The organism is Herbaspirillum huttiense (assembly GCF_004367745.1).
Lineage (GTDB): Bacteria > Pseudomonadota > Gammaproteobacteria > Burkholderiales > Burkholderiaceae_D > Herbaspirillum > Herbaspirillum huttiense.
In genome coordinates this window covers 3,526,740-3,552,771 of sequence record NZ_CP037993.1, presented here as the reverse complement: position 1 = coordinate 3,552,771, position 26,032 = coordinate 3,526,740, and the positions used below count along the sequence as shown (strand labels likewise).

At 62.7% G+C, this 26,032-nt stretch carries 22 protein-coding genes, 5 tRNA genes and 1 riboswitch; of the genes, 14 read left to right on the top strand and 13 right to left on the bottom strand.

All coding sequences use genetic code 11. The features are described 5' to 3' along the window. The first annotated feature begins 31 nt into the window (after positions 1–31). On the top strand, positions 32–973 hold the full coding sequence (locus tag E2K99_RS15955) for a CysB family HTH-type transcriptional regulator (RefSeq protein WP_034333711.1): 942 nt from the start codon (positions 32–34) through the stop codon (positions 971–973). A 99-nt stretch (positions 974–1,072) separates the two neighbouring features. On the opposite strand, the gene E2K99_RS15950 is transcribed toward E2K99_RS15955, so the two are convergent. Both E2K99_RS15950 and E2K99_RS15945 read right to left on the bottom strand, forming a co-directional pair. Further along, positions 1,073–2,998, bottom strand: coding sequence for a chemotaxis protein CheA (locus tag E2K99_RS15950; protein WP_134222848.1), 1,926 nt, complete (start codon positions 2,996–2,998; stop codon positions 1,073–1,075). Then, positions 2,998–3,741, bottom strand: a complete 744-nt coding sequence (locus E2K99_RS15945; RefSeq protein WP_134222847.1) for a protein phosphatase CheZ — start codon at positions 3,739–3,741, stop codon at positions 2,998–3,000. Before E2K99_RS15945 ends, E2K99_RS15950 begins: the two co-directional genes overlap by 1 nt. A gap of 499 nt (positions 3,742–4,240) precedes the next feature. Then, a riboswitch (cobalamin riboswitch) is annotated at positions 4,241–4,517 on the top strand. An 80-nt stretch (positions 4,518–4,597) separates the two neighbouring features. Between E2K99_RS15945 and E2K99_RS15940 the strand changes: the two genes are divergently transcribed. The 5 genes from E2K99_RS15940 (at position 4,598) to E2K99_RS15920 (ending at position 10,115) form a co-directional block, all read left to right on the top strand. Next, a complete protein-coding gene (locus E2K99_RS15940; protein ID WP_134222846.1) occupies positions 4,598–6,574 on the top strand; it encodes a TonB-dependent receptor family protein in 1,977 nt (658 codons plus the stop codon). Between the two features lie 22 nt (positions 6,575–6,596). After that, entirely contained in the window at positions 6,597–7,580 is a 984-nt protein-coding gene (locus tag E2K99_RS15935; protein ID WP_205703685.1) for a FecCD family ABC transporter permease, read from the top strand. A 5-nt stretch (positions 7,581–7,585) separates the two neighbouring features. After that, positions 7,586–8,386, top strand: coding sequence for an ABC transporter ATP-binding protein (locus E2K99_RS15930; protein WP_134224128.1), 801 nt, complete (start codon positions 7,586–7,588; stop codon positions 8,384–8,386). 165 nt (positions 8,387–8,551) lie between these two features. Next, positions 8,552–9,151 carry an outer membrane protein gene (locus E2K99_RS15925; protein ID WP_134222845.1) on the top strand — a complete coding sequence of 200 codons (600 nt, stop codon included), beginning with the start codon at positions 8,552–8,554 and terminating at the stop codon, positions 9,149–9,151. A gap of 352 nt (positions 9,152–9,503) precedes the next feature. Next, positions 9,504–10,115, top strand: a complete 612-nt coding sequence (locus E2K99_RS15920) for a porin family protein (RefSeq protein WP_134222844.1) — start codon at positions 9,504–9,506, stop codon at positions 10,113–10,115. A 46-nt stretch (positions 10,116–10,161) separates the two neighbouring features. On the opposite strand, the gene E2K99_RS15915 is transcribed toward E2K99_RS15920, so the two are convergent. The 4 genes from E2K99_RS15915 to E2K99_RS15900 form a co-directional block, all read right to left on the bottom strand. Further along, entirely contained in the window at positions 10,162–11,049 is an 888-nt protein-coding gene (locus E2K99_RS15915; RefSeq protein ID WP_134222843.1) for a cobalamin-binding protein, read from the bottom strand. Between the two features lie 3 nt (positions 11,050–11,052). Beyond that, positions 11,053–11,892: a pantoate--beta-alanine ligase gene (panC, locus tag E2K99_RS15910; protein WP_134222842.1), complete on the bottom strand. Its 840-nt coding sequence runs from the start codon at positions 11,890–11,892 to the stop codon at positions 11,053–11,055. An 89-nt stretch (positions 11,893–11,981) separates the two neighbouring features. After that, positions 11,982–12,878, bottom strand: a complete 897-nt coding sequence (locus tag E2K99_RS15905; protein WP_134222841.1) for a segregation and condensation protein A — start codon at positions 12,876–12,878, stop codon at positions 11,982–11,984. 9 nt (positions 12,879–12,887) lie between these two features. After that, positions 12,888–13,091, bottom strand: a complete 204-nt coding sequence (locus E2K99_RS15900) for a DUF3460 family protein (protein WP_034337181.1) — start codon at positions 13,089–13,091, stop codon at positions 12,888–12,890. A 71-nt stretch (positions 13,092–13,162) separates the two neighbouring features. Between E2K99_RS15900 and E2K99_RS15895 the strand changes: the two genes are divergently transcribed. Next, entirely contained in the window at positions 13,163–13,690 is a 528-nt protein-coding gene (locus E2K99_RS15895) for an outer membrane protein assembly factor BamE domain-containing protein (RefSeq protein WP_134222840.1), read from the top strand. Positions 13,691–13,702: 12 nt separating this feature from the next. Here the strand turns inward: E2K99_RS15895 and E2K99_RS15890 are convergent, their stop codons facing one another. The 7 genes from E2K99_RS15890 to metG form a co-directional block, all read right to left on the bottom strand. Then, positions 13,703–14,533, bottom strand: a complete 831-nt coding sequence (locus tag E2K99_RS15890) for a carbohydrate ABC transporter permease (protein ID WP_134222839.1) — start codon at positions 14,531–14,533, stop codon at positions 13,703–13,705. Beyond that, positions 14,530–15,405, bottom strand: a complete 876-nt coding sequence (locus tag E2K99_RS15885) for a carbohydrate ABC transporter permease (protein ID WP_134222838.1) — start codon at positions 15,403–15,405, stop codon at positions 14,530–14,532. The genes E2K99_RS15890 and E2K99_RS15885 overlap by 4 nt, the downstream gene beginning before the upstream one ends. A gap of 27 nt (positions 15,406–15,432) precedes the next feature. After that, a complete protein-coding gene (locus E2K99_RS15880; protein WP_134222837.1) occupies positions 15,433–16,725 on the bottom strand; it encodes an ABC transporter substrate-binding protein in 1,293 nt (430 codons plus the stop codon). A 54-nt stretch (positions 16,726–16,779) separates the two neighbouring features. After that, positions 16,780–17,829: an ABC transporter ATP-binding protein gene (locus tag E2K99_RS15875; RefSeq protein WP_134222836.1), complete on the bottom strand. Its 1,050-nt coding sequence runs from the start codon at positions 17,827–17,829 to the stop codon at positions 16,780–16,782. Between the two features lie 24 nt (positions 17,830–17,853). Beyond that, a complete protein-coding gene (locus tag E2K99_RS15870; RefSeq protein WP_039784908.1) occupies positions 17,854–18,834 on the bottom strand; it encodes a sugar-binding transcriptional regulator in 981 nt (326 codons plus the stop codon). 222 nt (positions 18,835–19,056) lie between these two features. Next, on the bottom strand, positions 19,057–19,536 hold the full coding sequence (locus E2K99_RS15865) for a GNAT family N-acetyltransferase (protein WP_039784909.1): 480 nt from the start codon (positions 19,534–19,536) through the stop codon (positions 19,057–19,059). 41 nt (positions 19,537–19,577) lie between these two features. Next, a complete protein-coding gene (metG, locus tag E2K99_RS15860) occupies positions 19,578–21,641 on the bottom strand; it encodes a methionine--tRNA ligase (protein ID WP_134222835.1) in 2,064 nt (687 codons plus the stop codon). A gap of 230 nt (positions 21,642–21,871) precedes the next feature. Here metG and apbC point away from each other — a divergent pair, with 230 nt between their 5' ends. The 7 genes from apbC (at position 21,872) to E2K99_RS15825 (ending at position 25,236) form a co-directional block, all read left to right on the top strand. Then, complete coding sequence (gene apbC, locus E2K99_RS15855; RefSeq protein WP_134136079.1) at positions 21,872–22,960, top strand: iron-sulfur cluster carrier protein ApbC; 1,089 nt, start codon at positions 21,872–21,874, stop codon at positions 22,958–22,960. 135 nt (positions 22,961–23,095) lie between these two features. Further along, positions 23,096–24,496, top strand: a complete 1,401-nt coding sequence (gltX, locus tag E2K99_RS15850; RefSeq protein ID WP_134222834.1) for a glutamate--tRNA ligase — start codon at positions 23,096–23,098, stop codon at positions 24,494–24,496. 73 nt (positions 24,497–24,569) lie between these two features. Next, positions 24,570–24,645, top strand: a tRNA-Ala gene (locus E2K99_RS15845). Between the two features lie 80 nt (positions 24,646–24,725). Beyond that, a tRNA-Glu gene (locus tag E2K99_RS15840) sits at positions 24,726–24,801 on the top strand. 56 nt (positions 24,802–24,857) lie between these two features. Next, a tRNA-Glu gene (locus E2K99_RS15835) sits at positions 24,858–24,933 on the top strand. Positions 24,934–25,011: 78 nt separating this feature from the next. Then, positions 25,012–25,087: transfer RNA gene (locus E2K99_RS15830), tRNA-Ala, on the top strand. 73 nt (positions 25,088–25,160) lie between these two features. Further along, positions 25,161–25,236: transfer RNA gene (locus E2K99_RS15825), tRNA-Glu, on the top strand. The last annotated feature ends 796 nt before the right edge of the window (positions 25,237–26,032 follow it).

The following is a 26,032-nucleotide window of genomic DNA, read 5'->3' as shown; positions in this document are numbered from 1 at the left end:
GCTGACTACGTAGAAGCGAAGGAATTCCCACATGAATCTTCATCAGTTCCGTTTCGTTCGTGAAGCGGTAAGGCAGAACTTCAACCTCACGGAGGCCGCCAAGGCCCTGTATACCTCGCAGCCCGGGGTCTCCAAGGCCATCATCGAGCTGGAGGAGGAGCTGGGCGTGGACATCTTCACGCGCCACGGCAAGCGTATTCGCGGCCTGACCGAGCCGGGCCGCGCGGTGCTGCGCTCGGTCGAGCTGATCATGCAGGAAGTGGATGGCCTCAAACGCATCGGCAAGGAATTCGCCGCCCATGACAGCGGCAGTTTCACCATCGCCACCACCCACACCCAGGCGCGCTATGCGCTGCCCAAGGTGGTGCAGGCCTTCACCCAGAAGTATCCGAAAGTGCATCTTTCCTTGCTGCAGGGCAACCCGAAGCAGATCACCGAGATGGTACGCAACGACCAGGCGGATATTGCCATCGCTACTGAAGCGCTGGCTTCAGGCGAGGGGCTGGTTTCGCTGCCTTGTTATCAGTGGGAGCACGTGGTGGTGGTGCCGCCGGATCACCCCTTGCTGCAGTCCAGAAGCCTGACGCTGGAAGAGATTGCCGGCAATCCCCTGATTACCTACGATTCCGCCTTCAGCGGCCGCAGCAAGATCGACCATGCCTTCTCGCTGCGCCAGTTGAAGCCTGACGTGGTGCTGGAAGCCATCGATGCCGACGTCATCAAGACCTACGTGGAGCTGGGCATGGGCGTGGGCATCATCGCCGGCATCGCCTTCGATGCCGAGCGTGACCGTGGCTTGCGGGCCATTCCGGCCGGCCACCTGTTCGGCACCAATGTCTCGCGGGTTGCCTTGAAGCAAGGGGCGTATTTGCGGGGATATGTCTATACCTTCATTGAATTGCTGGCACCGACCCTCAATCGCAAGCTGATTGCGCAGGTCATGGAAGGCGAGAAGGACATGTATGAACTTTAAGGCGTAAGGCCCGGCGCCGAGCAGTGCGCCAGGCCTGAAACAAAACGGCCGGATCCTTGCGGATCCGGCCGTTTGCGTTTGCAGCGCCTGGCGGCAATCTTATGCCACCGCCGTGCGCTCCAGGTCGCGGCAGCCATCCAGCAGGAAGGACAGGCCCACCACCAGCACCAGTTCACCTTCGGCCGAACGGGCCGTACCGGTGATGCCGGCAGTGTGGATTGCGGTCAGCGGCTTGATCACGAGATCGGCCGTGCCTTCCACCGATTCCACGCCCAGGATGTAGGGGTGGGGAACCGCCATGACGATACCCACTCGCTCATTGCCCGGCTCGTAGCCCAGCACGCCGGCCAGCGAATTGACCGGCAGCGGACGGCCCTGGTCGCGCAGCACCGGGGCGCCGCCGACTTCGTCGAAGGTTTCCGGCAGCTCGACCACGCGCTCCACCACCGCCATCGGCAGGGCCAGCGGAGCACCGGCGCAGCGCACCAGCATGGTCGGGATGATCGACAGTTCGATGGGCAGGCGGATCGAGAACTTGGTGCCCTTGCCGATGGTGGATTCGATGCGGATGGTGCCGCGATGCTTTTCCACCGCCGTCTTGACCACGTCCATGCCCACGCCGCGTCCGGAGACGCTGGAGGCCACTTCCTTGGTGGAGAAACCGGGCAGGAACACCAGCTGCAAGGCTTCGTCGGAGGTCAGCGCCTGGTGTTCGTTGATCAGGCCCTTGGCCAGCGCCTTGTTGCGCAGCATGTCCGGGTCCATGCCCTTGCCGTCATCGAAGACTTCGATCATGACGCTGCTGCCGGCCTGCCAGGCGTTGAGCGAGATGGTCGCCTTGTTGGGCTTGCCGGCGGCGGCGCGGTCCACTTCGATACCGTGGTCCAGCGAGTTGCGCAGCATGTGCACCAGCGGGTCGTAGAGGCTGTCCACCACCACGCGGTCGACTTCGGTTTCGGCACCGGTGATGACCAGGTCGACGTCCTTGCCGAGGTCCTTGGCCAGTTCGCGCACCAGTCGGGGGAATTTCTGGAACAGGCGGCCGACCGGCTGCATGCGCGTGGACAGCGTGGCGCGTTGCAGTTCGCTGGAGTAGCGCGAGGCGCGGCCCAGGGTTTCGGCCAGGGTCGACATCAGGGCTGCAGCGGTCCCTTCGAACTTGAACTGCTGCAGCTTTTCCAGCAGCACGGCAGCCTGGTTGGCGGCCTGCACCGATTCGCCGGCCACTTCCAGCAGGGCGTCCAGCTTGACGGCATCGATACGGATGCTTTCTTCCTTGGCGCCGCCAGGGGAATCGGTGGCGCGGCGATTCTGCTGTACCGGCGCGGCGGCCTTGGGCTCGCCATCGGCTGCGGGCGCGGCAGGCGCGGCGGCAACGGGTGCCGCTGCGGCAGCAGCCACCGGGGCCGCCTCGGCGCTACCCTCCGCGACCGGCGCGGCCGCCGCACCGGGCACCAGGGCCTGGTAGAGGGCAGGCCAGTCCAGTTCGCCATTCTTCATCACGCTGGCACTGCCATCGACGCTGACGGCGGCCACTGCAGCGGCGGCTGCAGCGGCGGCTGCGGGCGCGGCCACCGGTGCTGGGGCTGCCGGGGCAGGCGCTGCTGCCGCTGGGGCAGGGGCCGGCGTGGATTCGCTCTTGCCTTCGATGGCCTGGGTCAGGATGTCCTTCAGTTCGGCCGGCATCGAGGCCAGGCTGTCGGGTGCCGCACCGTTGGACAATTCGTTCAACTGGTCGGCCACGAAGCCGCTGGCCTGCAGCGCCGCTTCGATGGCCAGCGGCGTGACCGGGGCCTTGCCGGTGCGCAGCGCATCGAACAGGTTTTCGGTCAGGTGGCAGGCCGACACCATGGCCGGCAGGTTCACGAACCCGGCGCCACCCTTGATGGTGTGGAACGCGCGGAAGACCGCGTTGAGGATTTCAAGGTCATCAGGATGTCGTTCCAGCGTCAGCAGGTGCTCTTCCACGTTGGTGGCGAGATCCAACGCTTCAACGACAAAATCCTTGAGCATTTCGTCATCCATTAGAACCCCAGGCTATCGAGTAAGTCGTCCACATCGTCCTGACCCATGGCGGTGCCGCCCACGGAGGGGCCATTCATCAGGGTTACCGGTTTTTCCGCATCGATCTGCGCCTTGACTTCCGGCGGTGCATTGTCGCGCAGCAGTTGCGCCAGCTCGCGCTCGGCGGAAGCGGTGATGGCCACGATCTTCTTGATCAACTGGCCGGTGATGTCCTGGAAGTCCTGGGCCATCATGATTTCCAGCATGCGCGCCTTTTCCGCCTCGGTCGATTCCATCACCGAATTGGAGAACTTCTGCGAGTCGCCCGCCAGTGCCTTGAATTCCTCGATGTTCATCTGGCCGGCATACAGCTTGGTCCAGCGCGCGTTGATGTCCTTGGCTTGCTCCTGCAGGCGGTCCTGGGCCGGCATGCCGGAGTCCAGCGCATTGAGCACCTTGTTGGCGGCCTGCTCGGTGAGGGTCGCAATGTGTTCCAGACGGCTCTGGGCATCGCCGATCTGCTCGGCCACGTCGGTCAGCGAACGGTCGTAGCCGAGTTCGCGCATGGAGTCGTGCAGCAGGCGCACGATGCCGCCCAGGCGTTCGTACATGGGCTTGTCGCTCTGGTCCTCCTGTTCACCTGCAGCCGCGTCTTCAGTGCCGGCGGCGGCGGGGGCGGCGGCAGCCGGTTCGGCAGTCATGCCCGGTAGCGTCTGCGAGGAAATTTCGTCAAACAATGCTTCCAGATCAACGTCGTCGCTCATGATTACTGATTCTCCCAACAAAGGTGTGCGCTCGTCGGCGCACTGCTGTGCAAAGTTGCCCGTAGGCGGATCTAATGCGTCGTTCCGGGAGGCACAGCCACCACCACTGCCCCGATATCAGACAGATATCGGCAGCCAGAGGCAGTCTCTGAAGGCCCGCAGACCACGACAACGTTCAGGATGACAGTGAGGCCGGCCGACCCCGCAAGGGTCCGCCGGTCGACGATGCCATGGCGCCGAGTATAGGACCGCTTGGCGTGATCTCATCGGCCAAACAGCGAGTGAAATCCCCCATTTGTTTCAATTTTTCGGCTCCACCACAAAAAATTGGCAAGAACCGCGATTCAAATGTTTTTTGATAGAAAAATCGAATTTTTTCTATATATCACTGCTGAGGATGGATTTTATCCGGCTTTTTCCTGAAAGCAATTGCGGCTGTCCCGCTTGTGCTGATTTACATCACCTGGGTGCTGCGGCTTGTGGCGTGTACGCTGCACGCCTACAATGGCGCGGTTTTGGTGCCCGCCGGCGTGTCCTCGCCGGCAGTTAAACGGGAAACACGGGCCAGGCCGCCTGCAGCCAGCAGGGCGGTCAGCCAAGGTGTACTGCCCCCGCAACGGTAACCAGGTGCCGGCGACGATGTGACGATGCGTCGCGTCTCGCCGGCGAGACCTCTTCCACGCCACTGTGTTTTTGCGCGAACGTTCACTTCGCCACATGGGAAGGCCGATGGTCATGCCTGCAGTCCGGAGACCGGCCAGAACAGGAGGAGCCCGCACAGCCAGTATTGGTGCGGTTTTCCGTTGATTGCGGCCCGCGGGGAGGCTGGCTGCACAGATTCTTTACCTGATTTTTCATGCATATCGCTTATTTCCAGGCCCGCTGTGGCGGTCCTCGCCCCCGTATTGCCCTGCGCACTGCCAGTGCGCTGATTCTTTCGGCTTTCGCTGCCTCGACCCACGCCGCCGATACCAGCCAGCCGCTGTCGGCGGTAGTGGTCTCGGCCTCGCGCTTCCCCAATGATCCGGCATTCCCGCCGGTCGCTGCCACCGTCATCACCGCCGAGCAGATCCGCGAAGCCGGCATCGACAACGCCAACGAAGCCATCCGCAAGCTGGGCGGCGTCTATGGGCGCCAGAGCCTGTCCGGCCCGCGCGACTTCCCGCTGGACCTGCGCGGCTTCGGCACCAATGGCGACCAGAACATGGTGGTGCTGGTCGATGGCGTGCGCATTTCCGAGAATGAACTGGCCACGCCGCTGCTGTCGGCGATCCCCATCGAGACCATCGAGCGCATCGAGATCGTGCGCGGCGGCAGCAGCGTGCTGTATGGCAGCGGCGCTACCGGCGGCACCATCCAGATCATCACGCGCCGCCCGCAGGCCAATACCGTGCGCGGAACCGTGATCGGCGAAGTCGGCAGCAACGGTCAGCGCGCCGGCCGGGCAGCGGTTTCGCGCGGCTGGGACAACATGTCCATCGACGCCAGCTATGCCAAGTCGCATGCCGACAACTGGCGCGACAACAGCAAGTCCAATCAGGAAAATTTCAGTACCACGGTGCAGTGGTTCGCCAGCGACTGGCGCTTCGGCCTGCGCGCCAACTTGTCGCGCGCCGATTTCGGCCTGCCGGGCAGCCTGAGCCAGGCGCAATATGACGCCAATGCGCGCCAGACCAGCAAGCCGCTGGATCATGGCTCCTATGACAATGACAGCATCACCGCCTTCCTGGAGCGCCGCTTCGGTGCCTTCGACGTGGCGGCCGAGCTGTCGCATCGGGAGAAGATTTCGCGCTCCACCTATGTCAGCAGCGGCTCCACCGCGCAAGCCAACATCCGGACCACCCAGTTCTCGCCGCGCCTGCGTCACGTGCTCGACAGCGGCCTGTGGAAGAACGAAGCCATTGCCGGTGTGGACCTGGCCGAATGGAGTTCGGCCACCAATGCCAGCTATGGCAACAGCGATGCCTCCCAGCGTTCGAAGGCGCTGTACCTGCGCGATGAAATCGAGTTCGACCGCAACGCCCGCGTGGCTGCCGGCGTGCGCCGCGAGCAGTTCACACAGCAGAGCGATTCCGGCGCCTATGGCCGCACCAGCGCCGTCAATGCCTGGGATCTGCAAGCCAGCTATGCGCCGCTGCCGCTGCTGCGCGGCTTCGTCAAGACCGGCCAGAGCTATCGCCTGGCGACTGCCGACGAGAACGGCTTCACGGCCTTGCCCAGCGGCGCGGTCCTGAAACCGCAGGTCTCGCATGACCTGGAACTGGGCGCGACCCTGGGCCATACGGCGCGCCAGGTGACGCTGCGCTGGTTCCGCCATCGCGTGCGCGACGAGCTGTATTACGACCCGACCGCCAACGGTGGCTTCGGGGCCAACAGCAACCTGGCCCCGACCCGCCATCAGGGCGTGGAACTGGAAGGCCGTGTGCAGCTGACCGAGACCCTGGGCTGGAGTGCCACCTACCAGCACATCAATGCGCGTTTCGAGGAAGGCGACAACAGTGGCAAGCAACTGGCGCTGGTGCCGGCCAATACGCTGTCGACCCGCCTGAACTGGAAGTCCGGACAGCAAAGCGCCGACGTCGGTGCACGCTGGGTGGACCGCCAGCGCATGGGCAACGACTTCGCCAACACCTGCGCGCGCATGCCTTCGTTCACTACCTTCGATGCGCGGTATGCGGTGCGTGTCAGCGCCTGGGAATTTGCCGTCACCGGGACCAATCTGGCTGATCGCAAGTATTACTCGCAGGCGTATGACTGCAGTGGCGGGGCGGTCTCGGGCATCTATCCGGAGGACGGACGGGCCCTGAAATTCACCGCCCGCTACGACTTCTGATGCTGAGCTGATCCTGGCCCCGATGCGACGTTATCTGCCCGTGCTGTGCGCCTTGCTGCTGCTGTCCCTGCTGGCCTTGTCGGCGGCGGTGCTGTGTGGCAGCACCGGCTGTTTGCGTCCTTCGGCCTCCGCCGACCAGGTGGCGATGCTGCTGTCGCTGCGCGTGCCACGCGCGCTGACCGCCTTTGCCGTGGGCGGCGCGCTGGCCCTGTCGGGAGCGCTGATGCAGGTACTGTTGCGCAATCCGCTGGCCGATCCCTATGTATTGGGCTTGTCGGGCGGTTCGGCAGCCGGGGCCTTGCTGGCCATGCTGGCAGCCCTGCGGCTGGGCTGGCCGGTGCAGGCCGTCACCGCGCCCGGCGCCTTGCTGGGCGCGGGGCTGGCGATGCTGCTGCTGTTCGGGCTGGTGCGTCCCTCGCTGCGGCATCTGGCGGTGTCTCCCTTGTTGTCCAGCCAGCGCTTGTTGCTGACGGGTGTGATGCTGGCAGCGGGTTTCGGTGCGCTGATTTCGCTGGCGCTGTCGATTGCGCCGGATGCGCAGTTGCGCGGCATGGTGTTCTGGCTGATCGGCGACCTCGACGATGCGCGCCTGCTGCCGTTGATGGCACCGGTGTTGCTGCTGGCATTGCTGTGGAGCTGGCGTCATGCGCCCTCGCTCAATCTGCTGGCACGCGGCGATGCCTTTGCGCAGTTGCTGGGCGTGCCGGTGATGCGCCTGCGGGTGATGCTTCTGTGCGTAGCGGCGGCCTGCACGGCCGTTGCCGTGGCGATGGCGGGGACCATCGGCTTCGTCGGACTGGTGGTGCCGCATGGCTTGCGCCTGCTGGTCGGCAATGACCAGCGCCTGCTGCTGCCGGCCTGTGTCCTGGGCGGCGGGGCCATGCTGACGCTGGCGGATCTGCTGGCGCGTACCGTGGTCGCACCGGTGCAATTGCCGGTGGGAGTGATCACGGCACTGGTGGGCGTGCCAATGTTCCTGTGGCTGCTGGCGCGGAGCCGCCCATGACGAATATGACGCATTCTTCAGTGCCCGTTCTGCAGACCCGCCAGCTGGCGGTGTGCGCGGGTGAGCGTTTCCTGCTGCAGGCGCTGGACTGGCAGGTGCGCGCGGGTGAATTCTGGTGCGTGCTGGGGCGCAACGGGGTCGGCAAAAGCAGCCTGCTGCATGTACTGGCCGGCTTGCAGGCGGCGCATGCTGGCGAGGTTCTGCTGCAGGGAAGGGCGCTGTCGTCCTTTTCGCCGTCGCAACTGGCCTTGCAGCGCGGCCTGCTGTTGCAACATCAACAGGATGCGTTTTCGCTGCCGGTGCTGGATGCCGTCATGGCGGGCCGCTTTGCCCATGGCGATGGCTGGGGCGGGCCGGACAAGGACAGCGCGCTGGCCTTGTCCGCCCTCGAACAGGTCGGCCTGTCCGGCCTGGCGGGGCAGGATCTGTTGCGGCTGTCCGGCGGGGAGCGCCAGCGCGTGGCGCTGGCGACCTTGCTGGTGCAGGCTCCCGCGCTCTGTCTGCTCGATGAGCCGACCTCGCATCAGGATATCGCGGCCCAATTGCAGGTAATGCAATTGCTGCAGGAATGGGCGCAGGAGGGCAGGGCCGTGGTAGCCAGTTGTCACGATATCAATCTGGCGCGGCGCTTTGCCTCGCATATCCTGCTGCTCGACGGCAGCACCGCGCACGGCGGCCCTGCGGAAGCCATCCTGCAGCCTGCAGCGCTGGAGGCGGCATATGGATGCCGCTTCTTCCCGGTCACGAGCCCGGACGGGGTGGTCTTCGTGGCGAGCCAGGGTGAGCAGGAGAAGCGCAAGGTTTGAAGGAAGCTTCGTATTCTCATCTGCTGATATGTTGTATTTCGGCAAAAAAACTCAGAAAGTTACTTAAAGGTACTTTACCAAGATTTACAAGTTCTCATCCCTCGATATAATTGCCGCCGGGTAATGCCCTGACAAAGTTTTCACAATTATTTGGGAAGATCAAGAATGAACAAGAATATCGCAGCAGCAGTTACAGCAATCGCAGCAATGATGGCCGCCGGTTCGGTGGCAGCGCAGACCGTTGACAGCGGCGTGTACATCGGCCTGGAAGGCGGCGTCGCCTCCATCAGCAGCATCGCTACCCCGACCAACGGCGTGAAGACCTCCGAAACCAACGAAACCGGTGCCCTGCGCGCCCTGGTTGGTTATCAGATCAACAAGAACTTCGCGATCGAACTGGGTTACTTCGCCACCGACGACTTCAAGCAAGACGGTACCAACCGCACCGGTACCGTGCGTTACAACGTCAAGGCTGACGTCAAGGGCGCCGATCTGTCCGTGATCTACAAGTTCACCGAATTCGTGCCGGGCCTGTACCTGAAGGCGGGTGCGACCCGCTCCAAGGTTTCCCTGGAACTGAGCCAGCCGTCCGGCACGAGCTCCTTCTCGCAAACCGGTACCGGTTACCTGTACGGCCTGGGCTATGAGTTCGCCGTGGCGAAGAACGTTGGCATCAACGTTGGCTACACCCGCTTCGAAAAGCTGGGTGGCGAAAGCGACAACAAGATGAATCTGTACTCGGCTGGCGTGAAGTACAAGTTCTAAGCTTTACCTGCAGTTTTGCGGGTCTTGAAATCCCTCCCTGGTGGAGGGATTTTTTTCGTTCGCGCGATCCACTGACGATTTGTCTTCTCGCTGCTGGTCGAGCAGGCTTTCCCTGATGATCCCATCAAGGGGAGCGCCAAACTTTCTTCCATTCCCGAAAAGCTTTTGGAGTGACATCGAACTCCGTCGACAAAGCAGTTGAACTTTGGTGTCAGACAGCCATGACAGCCTTGTTGCTCATTAATATCGCGCCGGCTTTCCGGTTCCTCTTTCTGGATCGGATGGCAATCTCCGCGCCGGTCTGGTGCCGTTGCGGATCTGTCAAACATGCACTTACTTTGTCGGGGTAATGATGAGCAAAATCAAATTGCTGGTGTCCGGGACGATGCTGCTGGTGGCTACCGCTGCATCGGCGCAGGCGGTCAAGGCCGAGCGGGGATTCTATGTGGGCTTGGAAGGCGGGGCCGCCACTTACGATACCGATATCGAACGCGACCGTGATGTCCGCGAGAACAATGATGCCGGCCTGGTACGACTGGGCGTCGGATATCAGTTCAATCCCAATTTTTCGGTGGAGGCTGGTTATTTCCGGATCGGGGATGCAACGCTGGAATATCGCGACCGATTTTCCCGGGATTTTTCCAGCGGCGGTGTGAAGGGCTTCGATCTGCTGGCGACCTATAAATTCACCGGTGGATTGCCAGGCGTGTATCTCAAGGGCGGGCTTACCCTGGCAACGCTGACTGAGAACGGGTCATATGAATTCAATGATGGCTACACGTCATCGGTCAGCCATACCCGTGCAAGCGAATCGGGAGCCGGCTATCTGTTGGGGCTGGGCTATGAGTATGATGTGACCAAAAGTGTCAGCCTCAATGGCGGTTATACCCGCTATCAGAGCCTGGGCGGCAATTCCCATGCTGACGTCAATCTGTTCAGCCTGGGCCTGAAATATCGCTTCTGAATACCTTCAGTCTGAAGCCGCACATCCCTCCTCGTGAGGGATGTTTTTATTGAGCGCTTGTTGCTTGCCGTGCCTGATCCAGCTTCCCGCACACTTCCTGCGCCGCCTCCAGCACCCGTGGCCCGGCGCGGTTCAGCCAATCCGCATTGACGGTATGGAGCTGCCCGTCGCGCACGGCTCGCAGGCGGGGAAAGGCCTTCCAGCGCTCCAGCGGCTGGTCGCGCGCATCGCCTGCCGTGAGAATCACTTGAGGATCTGCTGCCAGTACCGCTTCCACACTGACCGTAGGCGCCAGTTGCGGCAGGTCGGCGAAGATATTGCGTCCGCCGCACAGGCGCAGCACCGATGACACCATGTGCTGGCCGTTGAGCGTCATCAGCGGCTGGCTCCAGATCTGATAGAACACGCTCACCGGCGTACGGCCGCGATATTGCGCTTCGAGCTGCTGCCAGCGCGCACGGAAGGCGGCCGCCGCCGCTTGGGCGGTGGCCTCGGAACCGGCCAGCTGGCCCAGTCGTTCCAGCGAAGTAGCGATCATGCCGAAATCGGCCGGCTGGCTCTCGAAGACGGGAATGCCCAGGCTGCGCAGGCGCGCCAGTTGCAGGGGTTTGTTGCCGCTGTGCCAGGCCACGACCAGATCGGGTTTGAGGCTGGCGATGCGCTCCAGGTCGAGCGCGTTGTAGCCGCCCAGGTTGGGCAGGCGGGCAGCTTGCGGGGGATAGTCGCTGTGATTGCTGGCACCGACGATCTGCGCGCCGGCGCCAGCGGCGTACAGCAGTTCGGTGACATGCGGCGCCAGGCTGACGATGCGCCGCGCCGGTTGGAGCAGGGTGACGTTCTGGCCCAGGTCATCCTGGACGGTGATGCTGGCGTGAGCCGCGCCGGCCGCCAGCAATCCGGTGAGGGACAGCAGCCAGGCCGCCAGCGCACGCATGGATCAGATTTCCAGGTTGTCGATCAGGCGCGTGGCACCCAGCTTGGCGGCAGACAGCACGACCAGCGGCGCGCCTTGTTCCATGTCGGCTGCTGAAGGCGGCTGCAAGTCGATGCGCTTGCGCACGGCCACGTAGTCCGGCTTCCAGCCACGGCCGGCCAGGCGTTCCATGGCCAGTTGCTCGACCAGGGCGACGTTGTGCTGGCCGCCGCGCACTTCGTTGGCGACGTCGTTGAGCACCTGGTAGAGCAGCGGCGCTTCGGCGCGTTCTTCGGCCGACAGGTAGCCGTTGCGCGAGGACAGGGCCAGGCCGTCGTCGGCGCGGTAGGTTTCGGCGCCCACGATTTCGGTCGGCAGGGCGAACTGGCGCGCCATGTTGCGCACGATCATCAACTGCTGGTAATCCTTCTTGCCGAAGACGGCGACGCGCGGCTGCACGCAGGAAAACAATTTCATCACCACGGTGGAGACCCCGGTGAAGAAGCCGGGACGGAATTCACCTTCCAGGATGTTGCCCAGGTCATTGGGCGGCTGCACGCGGTATTCCTGCGGTTCCGGGTACATATCCTTTTCGGTGGGGGCGAAGAGGACGTAGACGCCTTCCTTTTCGAGCTTCTCGACGTCGGCCTGGAAGGTGCGGGGATATTTGTCGAAGTCCTCGTTGGGGCCGAACTGCAGGCGGTTCACGAAGATCGAGGCCACCACCGGGTCGCCGTGGGTGCGCGCCAGGCGCATCAGGGACAGATGGCCTTCGTGCAGGTTGCCCATGGTCGCCACGAATGCGGTGCGCAACTGGCCGCGCAGGTGGTCGCGGAGTTCTTCGATGGAGGAAATGATTTTCATGCGGATTCTCTGGTTGCGGGCGGACCGTCGCGTGGCTTGTCGCTCAAGCCTGCGCAGCCCGGCCCCGGTTGCCGGTCGGCTGCGCTCGCTCAGCTGGGCGAGTACGACAGTCTGACATAGATGGGCGCGAAGGCTTCGGCCTGGGTGATTTCGATGAGCGTTTCCTTGGCCAGTTCGAGCAGGGCGATGAAGTTGACCACCACCACCGGCACCCCGCGCGAGGGATCGAAGAGGTCCGAGAACTCGACGAAACGCGCCGACTGCAAACGCCGCAAGATGCCCGTCATGTGCTCGCGCACCGACAGTTCTTCGCGGCTGATGTGGTGATGCTGGGTCAGCTTGGCGCGCTTGAGGATATCGGCCCAGACCGCCTTGAGGTCGTCGATGTCGACCTCGGGCCAGCGCGTGACCACGGTCTGCTCGATGTGGACCTGGGTGCGCACGTAGTCGCGGCCGACTTGCGGCAGCTGGTCCAGCTCCTGGGCGGCCAGCTTGATCTGTTCATATTCCAGCAGGCGGCGCACCAGCTCGGCGCGCGGATCTTCCGGCTCCTCGCCGGGCTCGGCCTTCTTGGCCGGCAGCAGCATGCGCGACTTGATCTCGATGAGCATGGCGGCCATCAGCAGGTACTCGGCGGCCAGTTCCAGGTTCTGCTTGCGGATCTGCTCGACGTATTCCAGGTATTGCGCGGTGACTTGCGCCAGCGGGATGTCGAGGATGTTGAAGTTCTGCTTGCGAATCAGGTACAGCAGCAGGTCCAGCGGGCCCTGGAAGGCTTCCAAGAAGACTTCCAGCGCATCCGGCGGGATGTAGAGGTCATTGGGCAGCTGGAACAGCGGTTCGCCGTAGAGGCGTGCCAATGCCACGCCGTCGATCACGTCGGGCGTGGTGTCCTGCTGGCCTGCGGGGGTGATGTCGATGGCGTCGGCGCTGGGTTCCGCGCCGGGCTGGCCGGCGGGGTCCAGGCCACCTGCTTGAACCGTCATGCGAACAGCTTAGTGGCTCTGGTAGACGTAGGGCTGCTGGGCCACGCGCGAAGCCTTGTCACGGGCGGACTTGTCCAGGTCCAGCGGTTCCTTGTCCCACAGCAGGGCGCGGCCGGCGCGTTGGGACTCTTCCAGCTTCGGGTTCTTCGTCTTCAGTTCGTCGATGAACTGGGTGATTTCAGATACGTAGGTGGTCTTTTTTCCGAAGAGCATGATATTTTCAGGCCAAATGTTACACAGAAGCCGTATTTTACCTTGTCTTCATCAGGGATAATCAATTACCTATGCGTGAACCCATCTTCACCCGCCTGCGTCGCCACGCCGGTCATTTCGGCGCTTTGCTGGCTGCTTTGGCCATGTTTGGCTGCGACCGCAACGGCAATCCCATCGAGGAGTTCGGTTTGGACAAGCTGCAAAAGGGTGTTTCCAGCGAAGCCGACGTGCGCGGCGTGATGGGCCAGCCCGATACCGTCTGGGAAGACGGGGGCGGGGCCAGGACCCTGGAATACCCCAAGGGACCGGAAGGCATCCGGACCTGGATGTTCCGTATCGGTGCTTCCGGCACCTTGATCGATTACACGCAGGTGCTGACGCAGGAACATTTCGACACTATTCGTCCCGGCATGAGTACCGAGCAGATCCGCCGCGAATTCGGCCGGCCGCGCAGCGTGGTGCAGTTCACCCGCAAGAATGAGGAAGTGTGGGACTGGAAGTATCACTACGTGCACGAGGACCGGCTCTTCAACGTGCATTTCGACATCACGACCAAGCAGGTTGTGCGCACCTCGATTTCGGAAATCTCTGGCCACTGAACCCTTGCGGATTCAGCGTATCCCCGCCCGCATGAACGACTGCACGAACTGCCGCTGGAACAGCAGGAACGCCAGCAGCAAAGGCGCAGAAGTCATCAGCGTGGCCGCCGTGATGATGGACCAGTCCACCCCCTGGTCGGTGGAGGAGAACACCTGCAGCCCCACCGTCAGCGGGCGCGATTCCACCGAATTGGTCACGATCAGCGGCCACAGGAAGTTGTTCCAGTGGGTACTGACCGAGACCAGCCCGAAGGCGATATAGATCGGCTTGGCCAGCGGCACATAGACCTGCATCAGGATCTGCCAGGCCGAGGCGCCTTCCACGGTTGCCGCTTCATCCAGCTCGCGCGGCACCGTCTTGAAGGTCTGGCGCAGCAGGAAGATACCGAACGCCGAGGCGAAGTAGGGCAGGCCAATCGAGAGGATGGTGTCGCGCAGGCCCAGCAGATTCATGGTCTGGTAGTTTTCCACGATCAGGATGTCGGGCATCACCATCAGTTGCAGCAGCACCAGCATGAACATCACATTGCTGTCCCGAAACGTGAAGCGGGCAAATGCATAGGCCGCCAGCGTGGCCAGCACCAGCTGCGCCGCCAGGATCATCGTCACCAGCAGGAAGGTGTTGAGGAAGTAGCGCGGAAACGGCGCGGCATGCCAGGCGTTGGCAAAATTCTGCAGCGTCAGCGGTGCATCCGGCACGAAGCGGGTGGCGTAGGCGGCCGGATGGAAGGCCGTCCACAGCGCATACAGCAGCGGCAGCAGCCACAGCAGCGCCAGCACCCAGGCAGAGACGGTTTCCAGCGCGCGATGGCGCTCAGCGAAGGGTGAGGTAGGCGCGATCATTGATAGTGGGTCCTGCGGTCAAGTACACGAAACTTCACCAGCGCAATCAGTCCCAGCAGGGCCAGCAGCACTACTGTCAGGGCTGCAGCGTAGGAAGAATCCCAGAAAGCGAAGCCAACTTCATAGATGTAGTACAGCAGCAGGGAGCTGGCATTGTCCGGCCCGCCCTTGGTCATCACCACGATATGGTCCACCAGGCGGAAGGCATTGATGAGCGCATTGATCAGCACGAACAGCGTGGTGGGCATGAGCAGCGGGAACTGCACGCGCCAGAAGTATTGCCAGCGCGATGCCCCTTCGAGTGCAGCGGCTTCGGCCAGCACCGGCGAGATCTGTTGCAGGGCGGCCAGGTAGAAGATCATGAAGAATCCCGCTTCCTTCCACACTGCCACCACCATCAGCGCACCCAGCACCGTTTGCGGATTGCCCAGCCAGTTGTGCGAGGGCAGGCCCAGCGCACCGGTGATCTGTTCCAGCAAGCCGTATTGCGGGGTATAGAAGAACAGCCAGATATTGGCCACCGCGATCATCGGCAGCACCGTCGGGGTGAAATAGGCCAGGCGCAGTATGCCGCGCCCGGCCAGTTTCTCGTTGACCCACAACGCCATCAGGATGGCCAGGGCGATGGCCAGCGGAATGGTGCCGAGGGCGAACCAGAGGTTGTTGCACAGGGCCTGCCAGAACACCGGATCCTCCGCCATCAGCCGGTAATTCTCCAGCCCGACGAAGACCGACGGGCGGCCTCCCTTGGGCGTGGAGAAGAAGCTGTGCCAGAGCGTGGCCAGCGCCGGATAGTGCGTGAAGGCGATCAGCAGCACCATGGCCGGTGACAGCAGCAGCCAGGGCAGCACGGAGGAGGGCAGGCGTTTCATCGGCAGGCCTTGTGCAACGGACCGCGCTTAGCGGCCGTAGGCGCGCAGGATGCGCTCGGCTTCGCGCTGGGCATCCTTCAGGGCGACCTCCGCTGTCTTGGTGCCGGACAGCGCTGCCTGCAGGTTGTCGTTCAGGGCCTTGGTTACGCGCTGGTTGTCGTGGGTGGACAGTTCAGCCACGCCATACTTCATCTGCTCGCGCGCCACGTCGGCGGCCGGGACGTCCTGCAAATATTTCTTCATTTCCGGGGTATCCCAGGCATCCTGGCGCGGGGCCACATAGCCGGTGGCAATGGACCACTGCGCCGCGCGCGCCGGTTCGGTGGCGAAGCGGATGAACTTCATGGCAGCCTGCTGCTCGGCCGGCGAAGTCTTGTTGAAGACGTAGAAATTGCCGCCGCCGGTGGGACTGCCCGGATGCTTGATGCCGGGCAGCATGGCCACGCCGAAGGGGAAGCTGGCGTTGGTGCGGATGTTGGTCAGGTTGCCGGTGGTGGTCCAGACCATGGCAGCCTTCTGCTCCAGGAAGTCCTTGGGCGTGGTGCCCCATTCGATGGAACCGGCCGGCATCACCTTGTCTTTTGTGGTCAGGTCGACCCAGTGCTGCAGGGCTTGCACGGCGCCCGGCTTGTCGAAGTAGGTCTTGGTGCCGGCGCTGTTCATGAGGATCGTGTCATTGGAAGCGGTCATGGCCTGGAACATCCAGTAGCCGAAGCCGGTGGAAGGAATCTTCACACCCCACTGGCTGACGTTGCCGGCGGCATCGCGCTTGGTCAGCTTCTTGGCGGCTTCCACCATCTCATTCCAGTTGGCCGGGGCCTTGTCGGGGTTCAGGCCGGCTTCCTTGAACAGGTTCTTGTTGTAGTACATCACGATGGTCGAGCGCTGGAAGGGAATGCCCCAGGTCTTGCCTTCGGTCTGGCTGTTTTCCATGAAGCCCTTGTAGAAGCCGTCGATCCACTTCTTGTCTTCGGCGCTGCTGGCCAGGCTGTCGATGGGGACGATGGCGTTCTCGTCGATCAGGGTGAAGAGATCGGTCGAGAGCAGCACGGCCAGGGTCGGCGGGGTGCCGCCCTTGAAGGCGGTCAGTGCCTTGACGATGCTTTCCTGGTAGGTGCCGGCATAGATGGCCTTGACCTTGATGTCGGGGTTGGCCTTCTCGAAATCGGCCACCATGCTGTCGATGGTCTTGGTGACCGCACCGCCCACGGCGACCGGGTAATAAAAGCTGATCTCGACCGGATTGGCGGCCAGCACCGGCGCACAGAAAGCGGCTGAGACAGCCAGGGCGGCCAGGGACTTGAGGAAGGTTCTACGCATGATGCATCTCCATGAGGTGGATGGGTTGGCTTGCTGCGGACATCGTTTTACGGGTCAGGACCGGCGCAGGCCGCTCTCCTGTTCGAAGAAATACTGGTCGCGGGCATCCCAGGCCAGGTGAACCGTTTCGCCCGCGTTGAACCGGTGTTGTCCGGGCGCGCGCACCAGCAGCGAGGCGTTGCCGATGCGCGCGGCGATGATGGTGTCGGCACCGAAGTATTCGACCGTTTCCACCTGGGCGGACGCAGTGGCCTCGCTGGCCGCTGCCAGGCGGATGTGTTCAGGGCGCAGCCCGAGTTGCAGGGATATCTGGCCGAGCTCGTGCAGCACCACGTCGCTACCGGCAATGGCCAGGCCTTGCGCATGCGCTTGCAGGGGCAGCAGGTTCATCGGCGGCGTGCCGATGAAGCGGGCGGCAAAGGCCGTGGCCGGCTGGGCGTAGAGATCGGCGGGAGCCGCGTCCTGTTCGATGCGGCCTTCGCGCAGCAGGATCACCTGGTCCGCCATGCTCATGGCTTCGGTCTGGTCGTGGGTGACGTAGACCATGGTCATGTTCAGTTGCTGCTGCAGGGCGCGGATCTCACGGCGCATTTCCTGGCGCAGCTGCGCATCGAGGTTGGAGAGCGGTTCATCCATCAGGCACACCGGCGCATCGGCAATGATGGCGCGGCCCAGCGCTACGCGCTGCTGCTGGCCGCCGGAGAGCTGCGCCGGGCGGCGCTCCAGCAGGTGCGACAGGCCGAGAATGTCAGCCACGCGCTGCAGGCGTGACGCATGGCCTGCACGCGGCTCCTTGCGCACGCGCACGCCGAAGAGAATGTTGTCGCGCACGCTCAGGTGCGGGAACAGCGCATACGACTGGAACACCATGGAAATCTTGCGCTGGGCCGGGGGCAGTTGCGTGACATCGCGGCCGCCAATGTGGATGCTGCCGGAAGTGGGTTTGTCCAGTCCTGCGATCAGGCGCAGGGTGGTCGACTTGCCGCAGCCCGAAGGCCCCAGCAGGACGGTGAACTGCCCCGACTTGACCTCAAAATCGATGTTGCTCACCGCCTGGGCTTGACCCCAGTGCTTGCAGACGCCCTGCAAGGAGATGGCTGCCATGCTGGTTTCCTCGTGGAGATGCGATCACGCCGCCGCGCCGCTGCGGATCTGCTCCACCAGCAGGCGCGCGCTCGGTTCGTCGATGATCAGTTCGTTGATGAAGCCGCCGCGCAATGCGGCTTTGAGGCCCGGCAGCTTGCCGGTGCCGGAGACCACGCACAGCGAATGCGCGGCGCGCGCAAAGCATTCCATGTCCGGGCCGCTGTTGCGGGCATTGAAGGCCACATCGCGCCAGGAACCATCGGCACGGAAGAAGACCGTGGCGATGTCGCCGACCAGGCCTTCGTCGCGCAGGATCTGGCGTTCTTCTTCACCCAGATAGCCGGCGGTATGGATATAGCTGCCGGTGGCCTCGGCCCCGATGGAGAACAGCAGGATGGAGGCGCGTTCCTGCAGGTCGCGGATGGCCTTGATGCTCTTTTCTCGCCATAAAGCCGTGCGCGTTTCGGGATAGTCGAAGAACGCCGGCACCGGCAGGTGATGGGCGCGTGCACCATAGTTCTGGGCAAAGCGCGAGACGATGGATTCGCTGAAGCTGTTGATGAAGCTGGCACCGCTGCCGGAGCCATTCAAGGCGACCACGTCCACGTCATGCACATGGCGTGGCAGCAACTGGTCGGCGATCTGTGCCACGGTCGTGCCCCAGGCCAGGCCGATGACGGTGCCCGGCGTGACCAGGGAGTTGACGTAGGCAGCAGCGTGGCAGGTGACCCGCTGCAGGGTTTCCTTGTCGGTGGCTGCCGCCGCCACGGGCACTACCTGGATCGACCGCAGGCGATAGTGATGGGCGATGGCCGCTTCCAGGCTGCCGGAGACCTGCTGCGGGTCGTGCACGCGGATTTCCACCAGTCCGCGCTCCAGTGCGAAGGACAGCAGGCGCGAGACGGTCGCGCGCGAAGTCCCGATTTCGTCGGCAATCGCGGCGGTGGTCATGTTCTGGAAGTAGTAGAGCCGCGCTACGCGCACCGCCATGTAGGCAGTTTCCTGTCTATCCCCTTGGGCCATTGTTATTGTGCTTACCTGTGAATGTGAACTGATGGCGCATGCCCTTGGACTGCCCCCCGGCAGGCCAGGCGGGCTTGGCCTCCTGACAACGTTTTCACGATGGTAGCGAGCGATTGTTACCGCTTGATGAACAAACGTTCCAATTTGCCGAGGTGGCGGGGAGGCAAAAGAAAAGCGACGCACCAGGCGTCGCTTTCAAGAGGGATCACAGGAGGAGAAACATCAGTGCCGCATCACGCGCCGCATCACGATGGGCGGGGCTTCCTGCGGATTGGCGCGGGTGTATTCCAGTTCCGGCGCGATCTCGAAGCCGAAGGCGGCATACAGGTCCACCAGCTGCACCTGATCGGTGCGTACCGCCAGCCGCAATTCGCGCACATCGGCTGACTGGGCACGATGGATCAGGGCTTCCATCAGGTGCTGGGACAGGCGTTCGCCCCGGAACGCCGGGGCGATGCCCATGCGGCGGATTTCCCAGACATCGCTTTCGGTGTCCAGAGGCAGCCAGCGCACCGAACCGGCGGGCGTCTCGCCACTGAGCAGGATGAAGGCACCGCCATGCTGCAGGTCTTCCTGCACATGGTCGGGGGCCTCGCGGTGACCCGAGGAACTGGGCGCAACCTTGTTGGCCCAGCTGTGACGGGTCAGTTCGGCGATCAGACTGGCATCTTCCGAGGTGGCTTCACGTATCACCAGGTTCATGACGTTCTTTCCTCCTGCACAGGCAATCGGCGGCGAATGCCTCAGCGCACGCGCATGCCCGGCTCGGCACCCGGCCAGGGGTTGAGCACGTAGATGCCCGGATTGGCTTTCTCGTCCTTGGCGGAGGCGGCCAGCACCATGCCCTCGGAGACACCGAACTTCATCTTGCGCGGCGCCAGGTTGGCCACCATCACGGTCAGCTTGCCGACCAGTTCTTCCGGCTTGTAGGCCGAGGCGATGCCCGAGAAGACATTGCGGGTGCGGCCTTCACCGGCATCCAGGGTCAGGCGCAGCAGCTTGGTGGAGCCTTCCACCGCTTCGCAGTTGACGATCTTGGCGATGCGCAGGTCGACCTTGGCGAAGTCATCGATGGAGATTTCCGGCGCCAGCTCTTCGATGGCGCTTTCCGCTGCTGCGGGTGCGGCTGCAGGCGCTTCCGGCGCTTCGAACAGGGCATCCAGCATCTTGGGATCGACGCGCTGCATCAGGTGCGAATAGGCATTGATGACGTGGCCATCGGCCAGCGGCACGGCCACATCGCTCCACTGGAAGGGCTGGACCTGCAGGAAGGCTTCCACCTGGGCGGCCAGTTGCGGCAGCACCGGCTTGAGGTAGACGGTCAGGATGCGGAAGGCTTCCAGCAGGCGGCTGCAGACTTCATGCAATTGCGCATCCTTGCTGCTGTCCTTGGCCAGTTCCCAGGGCTTGTTGGCGTCCACGTAGGCGTTGATGGCGTCAGCTTGCTCCATCACCAGGCGCAGGGCCTTGCCGTATTCGCGCTGCTCGTAGAGGCTGCGGATCTCTTCAGCCACGCCGCGCAGCTTGGCCAGGAAGGCATCGTCAGCAGTGGCCCACCGGGTGGTCACGCGGCCTTCGAAGCGCTTGGCGATGAAACCGGCAGCGCGGCTGGCGATGTTGACATACTTGCCGATCAGGTCGGCGTTGACGCGGGCGACGAAGTCGTCCGGGTTGAAGTCCACGTCTTCCACCTTGGCGTTGAGCTTGGCGGCGATGTAGTAGCGCAGCCATTCCGGGTTCATGCCGATATCGAGGTAGCGCAGCGGCGAGATGCCGGTGCCGCGCGACTTGGACATCTTCTCGCCGCTGACCGTGATGAAGCCGTGCGCGAACACGTTGGTCGGCGTCTTGCGGCCGGCGAACTTGAGCATGGCGGGCCAGAACAGGGTGTGGAAGTAGGTGATGTCCTTGCCGATGAAGTGATACTGCTCGGTCTTGTCATCGGCCATGAAGGCGTCGAAGTCGCGCCCGGTCTTGACGAAGTAATTCTTCAGCGAGGCCAGGTAGCCAATGGGCGCGTCCAGCCAGACGTAGAAGTACTTGCCCGGTGCGTCCGGGATCTCGATGCCGAAGTAGGGCGCGTCGCGGCTGATGTCCCAGTCGCCCAGGCCGTCTTCGCCGTCCAGCCACTCGCGGGCCTTGTTGGCCACTTCCGGTTGCAGGCGGTTGCTGTCCAGCGCCCATTCGCGCAGGAAGGCCACGCATTTCGGATCCGAGAGCTTGAAGAAGAAATGTTCAGACGACTTCATCAGCGGGGTTGCGCCCGAGAGGGTCGAGTAAGGATTCTTCAGGTCGGTCGGGGAATAGACCGCGCTGCAGTTCTCGCAGGAGTCGCCGTACTGGTCCTTGGTGCCGCACTTGGGGCATTCGCCCTTGATGTAGCGGTCAGGCAGGAACATGTTCTTCACCGGATCGTAGAACTGGTCGATGGTCTTGGTGGAGATGAGCTTGGCCTCGTCGCGCAGGGCGCGGTAGATCTCCTGGGACAGTTCGTGGTTCTCGGGGCTGTCGGTGGAGCTCCAGTTGTCGAAGGCGATGTGGAAGCCATCCAGGTACTGCTTGCGACCGGCGGCGATGTTGGCCACGAACTGCTGCGGCGTGATGTTGGCCTTTTCGGCGGCGATCATGATGGGCGCGCCGTGGGCGTCGTCGGCACCGACGAAGTGCACCTCATTGCCCTGCATTCGCTGGAACCGGACCCAGATATCGGCCTGGATGTATTCCATGATGTGGCCGATGTGGAAAGCGCCGTTGGCGTAGGGGAGTGCGGTCGTGACGAAGAGTTGGCGAGGTGCGGAAGTGCTCATTGGCGATACGGACGATGCAAGTAGGTTAAGGCGCGTGCGCGCCGAAAAAGCAAGAAAGCTGCAAGAAAACTGCCATGAAAGAGGGGCATTCTATCAGCCACAGGGCCTTGGGCGCAGTAGTTGCTCCATTGCAATCAAAGTGAAGCTTTGTGCAAGGGTGGTTTGATTGCCGCACAGGGCGGCCCTGGCGCGATTGGTTTAGACTTGCGGGTTCTGAGCAAGGAGAACCAATGAGCATTACCGTGGAAGAGATCAAGGCGGCCCTGTTGCAGGTGATCGACCCCAATACCGGCAAGGACATGATCCGTGGCAAGGAAGCCCGCAACATCCGCGTCGAGGCTGGCCGCGTGCTGCTGGATGTGGAGCTGGGCTATCCGGCGGCCAGCCAGATTGCACCTATCCGCCAGCTGGTCGAAGAGGCGCTGGGCAAGCTGCCGGGCGTGACCGCAGTCGAGGCCAACGTCTACTTCAAGATCGTGGCGCACGCGGTGCAGCGCGGCATCAAGCTCAAGAGCAACGTCAAGAACATCATCGCCGTGGCGTCGGGCAAGGGCGGGGTGGGCAAATCCACCACGGCGGTCAACCTGGCGCTGGCGCTGTCGGCCGAGGGCGCGCGCGTGGGTATCCTGGATGCCGATATCTATGGTCCTTCGCAGCCCATGATGATGGGCATCTCCGGCCAGCCCGAGACCAAGGATGGCAAGACCATGGAGCCGCTGGAAAACCACGGCCTGCAGGTCTCGTCCATCGGTTTCATGATCGATCCGGACGAGCCCATGGTCTGGCGCGGCCCCATCGTCACGCAAGCCCTGCAGCAATTGCTGGACCAGACCAACTGGCGCGACCTGGATTACTTGATCGTCGACATGCCGCCGGGCACTGGCGATGTGCAGCTGACCTTGTCGCAGAAGGTGCCGGTCACCGGTGCGGTCATCGTCACCACCCCGCAGGACATCGCTCTGCTGGATGCCCGCAAGGGTTTGCGCATGTTCGAGAAGGTCGGCATCCCCATCCTGGGCATCGTGGAAAACATGAGCATGCACGTTTGTTCCAACTGCGGCCATGCCGAGCCCATTTTCGGCGTGGGCGGTGGCGAGAAGATGTGTGCGGACTTCGGCGTGGACTTCCTGGGGGCCTTGCCGCTGACCATGGAAATCCGCCAGCAGACCGATTCCGGCAAGCCCACCGTGGTGGCCGATCCGGACGGCAAGGTCGCCGAGATCTACAAGGCCATCGCCCGCAAGGTGGCCGTGAAGGTGGCCGAGAAGGCGCGCGACATGACCAGCAAGTTCCCCAGCATCGTGGTGCAGAACGACTGATGTGCGCCCCGGGGCGGCCCGCCGGCATGGCGTGCCGCCCTGCAAAGGCGTTAAAATGACGCCTTTCCGAATTCCTTTGCTTGACCGATGGCCGGCCCTGGCATTCCAGGACCGGCCTGATTTTTACTCGCTATCATGACTGCCACTCAAGTTCGTACCCGTTTCGCTCCCAGCCCCACCGGCTACCTGCACCTGGGCGGTGCCCGCACGGCGCTGTTCTCCTGGGCCTATGCCCGTCGCTTCGGCGGCACTTTCGTGCTGCGCATCGAAGATACCGACGTCGAGCGTTCCACCCCGGAAGCGGTGCAGGCCATCATCGAGGGCATGCAGTGGCTGGGGCTGGAGCATGACGAAGGTCCGTTCTACCAGATGAAGCGCATGGATCGCTATCGCGAAGTGATCGGCCAGATGCTGGAGCAGGGTACGGCCTACTACTGCTACTGCACCCCGGAAGAAGTGGAAGCCATGCGCGAGCGCCAGCGTGCGGCCGGCGAGAAGCCGCGCTACGACGGCACCTGGCGTCCGGAACCGGGCAAGACCTTGCCGGCCATCCCGGAAGGGCGCAAGCCGGTGGTGCGTTTCAAGAATCCGCAAGACGGGGAAGTCAGCTGGAATGATGTGGTCAAGGGTCCCATCACCATCTCCAACCGTGAGCTGGACGACCTGGTGATCGCCCGTCCGGACGGCACGCCGACCTACAACTTCTGTGTTGTGGTGGATGACTGGGACATGAAGATCACCCACGTCATCCGTGGCGACGACCATGTGAACAATACGCCGCGCCAGATCAATATCCTGAAGGCCCTCGGCGGCACGCTGCCCGAGTATGGCCACGTGCCGATGATCCTGGGGGCGGATGGCGAAAAGCTGTCCAAGCGCCACGGTGCGGTGAGCGTGATGGATTACCCGGCCCAGGGATATCTGCCTGAGGCCATGCTGAACTATCTGGCGCGCCTGGGCTGGAGCCATGGTGACGACGAGATTTTCTCGATGCAGCAGTTCTGCGAATGGTTCGACCTGGATCACCTGACCAAGGCGCCGGCGCAATTCAATCCGGAAAAGCTGAACTGGCTCAACAACCATTACATCAAGCTGGCCGACAACGCTCGCCTGGCGGATCTGGTCCGCCCGTTGCTGCAGGCACAGGGTGCGGTATTCGAAGGTGCGCCTGATCTGGCGGCCGTGATTGCTCTGCTGAAGGATCGTGCCAATACCGTCAACGAGATTGCGGCTGCGGCGCTGATGTTCTATCGCCAGCCGGCCCCGGATGCGGCCCTGGTGGCGCAGCACATTACCGAGGCGATCAAGCCGGCGCTGGCTGACTTTGCCCAGCGCGTGGCGACGGTGGAGTGGAGCAAGGAAGCGATTGCGCCGATGATCAAGGAAGTGCTGGCTGCGCACGGCATCAAGATGCCACAGCTGGCGATGCCGTTGCGCCTGATCGTGGCGGGGCAATTGCAGACGCCGGCCATTGACGCCGTGCTGCAATTGTTTGGCCGTGAGGCTGTAGAGGCACGCTTGGCGGCATATCTTTGAAAAAAAGAAATTATTTTTCAAAAAGCTGTTGTCTTTTGAAAAGAGGTATTGCATAATCTCGCTTCTTCGCAACGGGGGTATAGCTCAGCTGGGAGAGCGCTTGCATGGCATGCAAGAGGTCAGCGGTTCGATCCCGCTTACCTCCACCAGCGACCCGCAGATGTTTGGCGGTGATATTTCAGGCGAAGCTTGAAGTGTAGAAGTAAGAAGTAATGTGAAGTACCTGCTTGTCCCCTTCGTCTAGAGGCCTAGGACATCACCCTTTCACGGTGAGTACGGGGGTTCGAATCCCCCAGGGGACGCCAGATTTTGATATCTGCGCTGTCACCCAGCAGGCAGCGCAGGTATGTAGCGGTACAGTGTCCCCTTCGTCTAGAGGCCTAGGACATCACCCTTTCACGGTGAGTACGGGGGTTCGAATCCCCCAGGGGACGCCAGGTAGTAAGTAGTCTGATCTGACCGGTCAGGCTACCTTGAGGTTGGATAGTCTGTAGTTTGGGACTTTTCCTTTCGCAGGGGGTATAGCTCAGCTGGGAGAGCGCTTGCATGGCATGCAAGAGGTCAGCGGTTCGATCCCGCTTACCTCCACCAGCGACCCACATGGAAATGTGGGGTGAATTGGCGGAAGAGCTGATTCGAGGAATGTTGTAGTTGTGACCGTTTTGTCCCCTTCGTCTAGAGGCCTAGGACATCACCCTTTCACGGTGAGTACGGGGGTTCGAATCCCCCAGGGGACGCCAAATAAAAAAGCCCGCGCAAGCGGGCTTTTTTGTTTGGCGGCACCTAGCGATGTGCTTGAGCACATCGCGGGGGGGATTCGAAAGGTTTCGCTTGCAAGCGAAACCGGGCCCGCGGCACGTGGGCGAATCCCTCGCTCGCGCAGCGAGCGTTAGCCTACGATTGAGCGCGCACCGAACGCAATCCAAGCCACCCCAGCCAGCCGAAAGCCCGCGCAAGCGGGCTTTTTTATTTGGTGGCACCTAGCGATGTGCTTGAGCACATCGCGGGGGGGATTCGAAAGGTTTCGCTTGCAAGCGAAACCGGGCCCGCGGCACGTGGGCGAATCCCTCGCTCGCGCAGCGAGCGTTAGCCTACGATTGAGCGCGCACCGAACGCAATCCAAGCCACCCCAGCCAGCCGAAAGCCCGCGCAAGCGGGCTTTTTTGTTTGGTGGCGCCTAGCGATGTGCTTGAGCACATCGCGGGGGGGATTCGAAAGGTTTCGCTTGCAAGCGAAACCGGGCCCGCGGCACGTGGGCGAATCCCTCGCTCGCGCAGCGAGCGTTAGCCTACGATTGAGCGCGCACCGAACGCAATCCAAGCCACCCCAGCCAGCCGAAAGCTCGCTCAAGCGGGCTTCCCCTACCTAGCACCCTTCACCTCTGATCTTAAGATTCCCTTTCTTCACCAGAAAGTCGAACCCTTCTTCACGTCCATCCTCATCCCGTTTCTTCTCTCGTCTCAGAAACTCCAAAATCTAGATCCTTTTCGATATATCCGTCGGCGCAAAAAACACAAAATGGCCGTCCCCTAACGT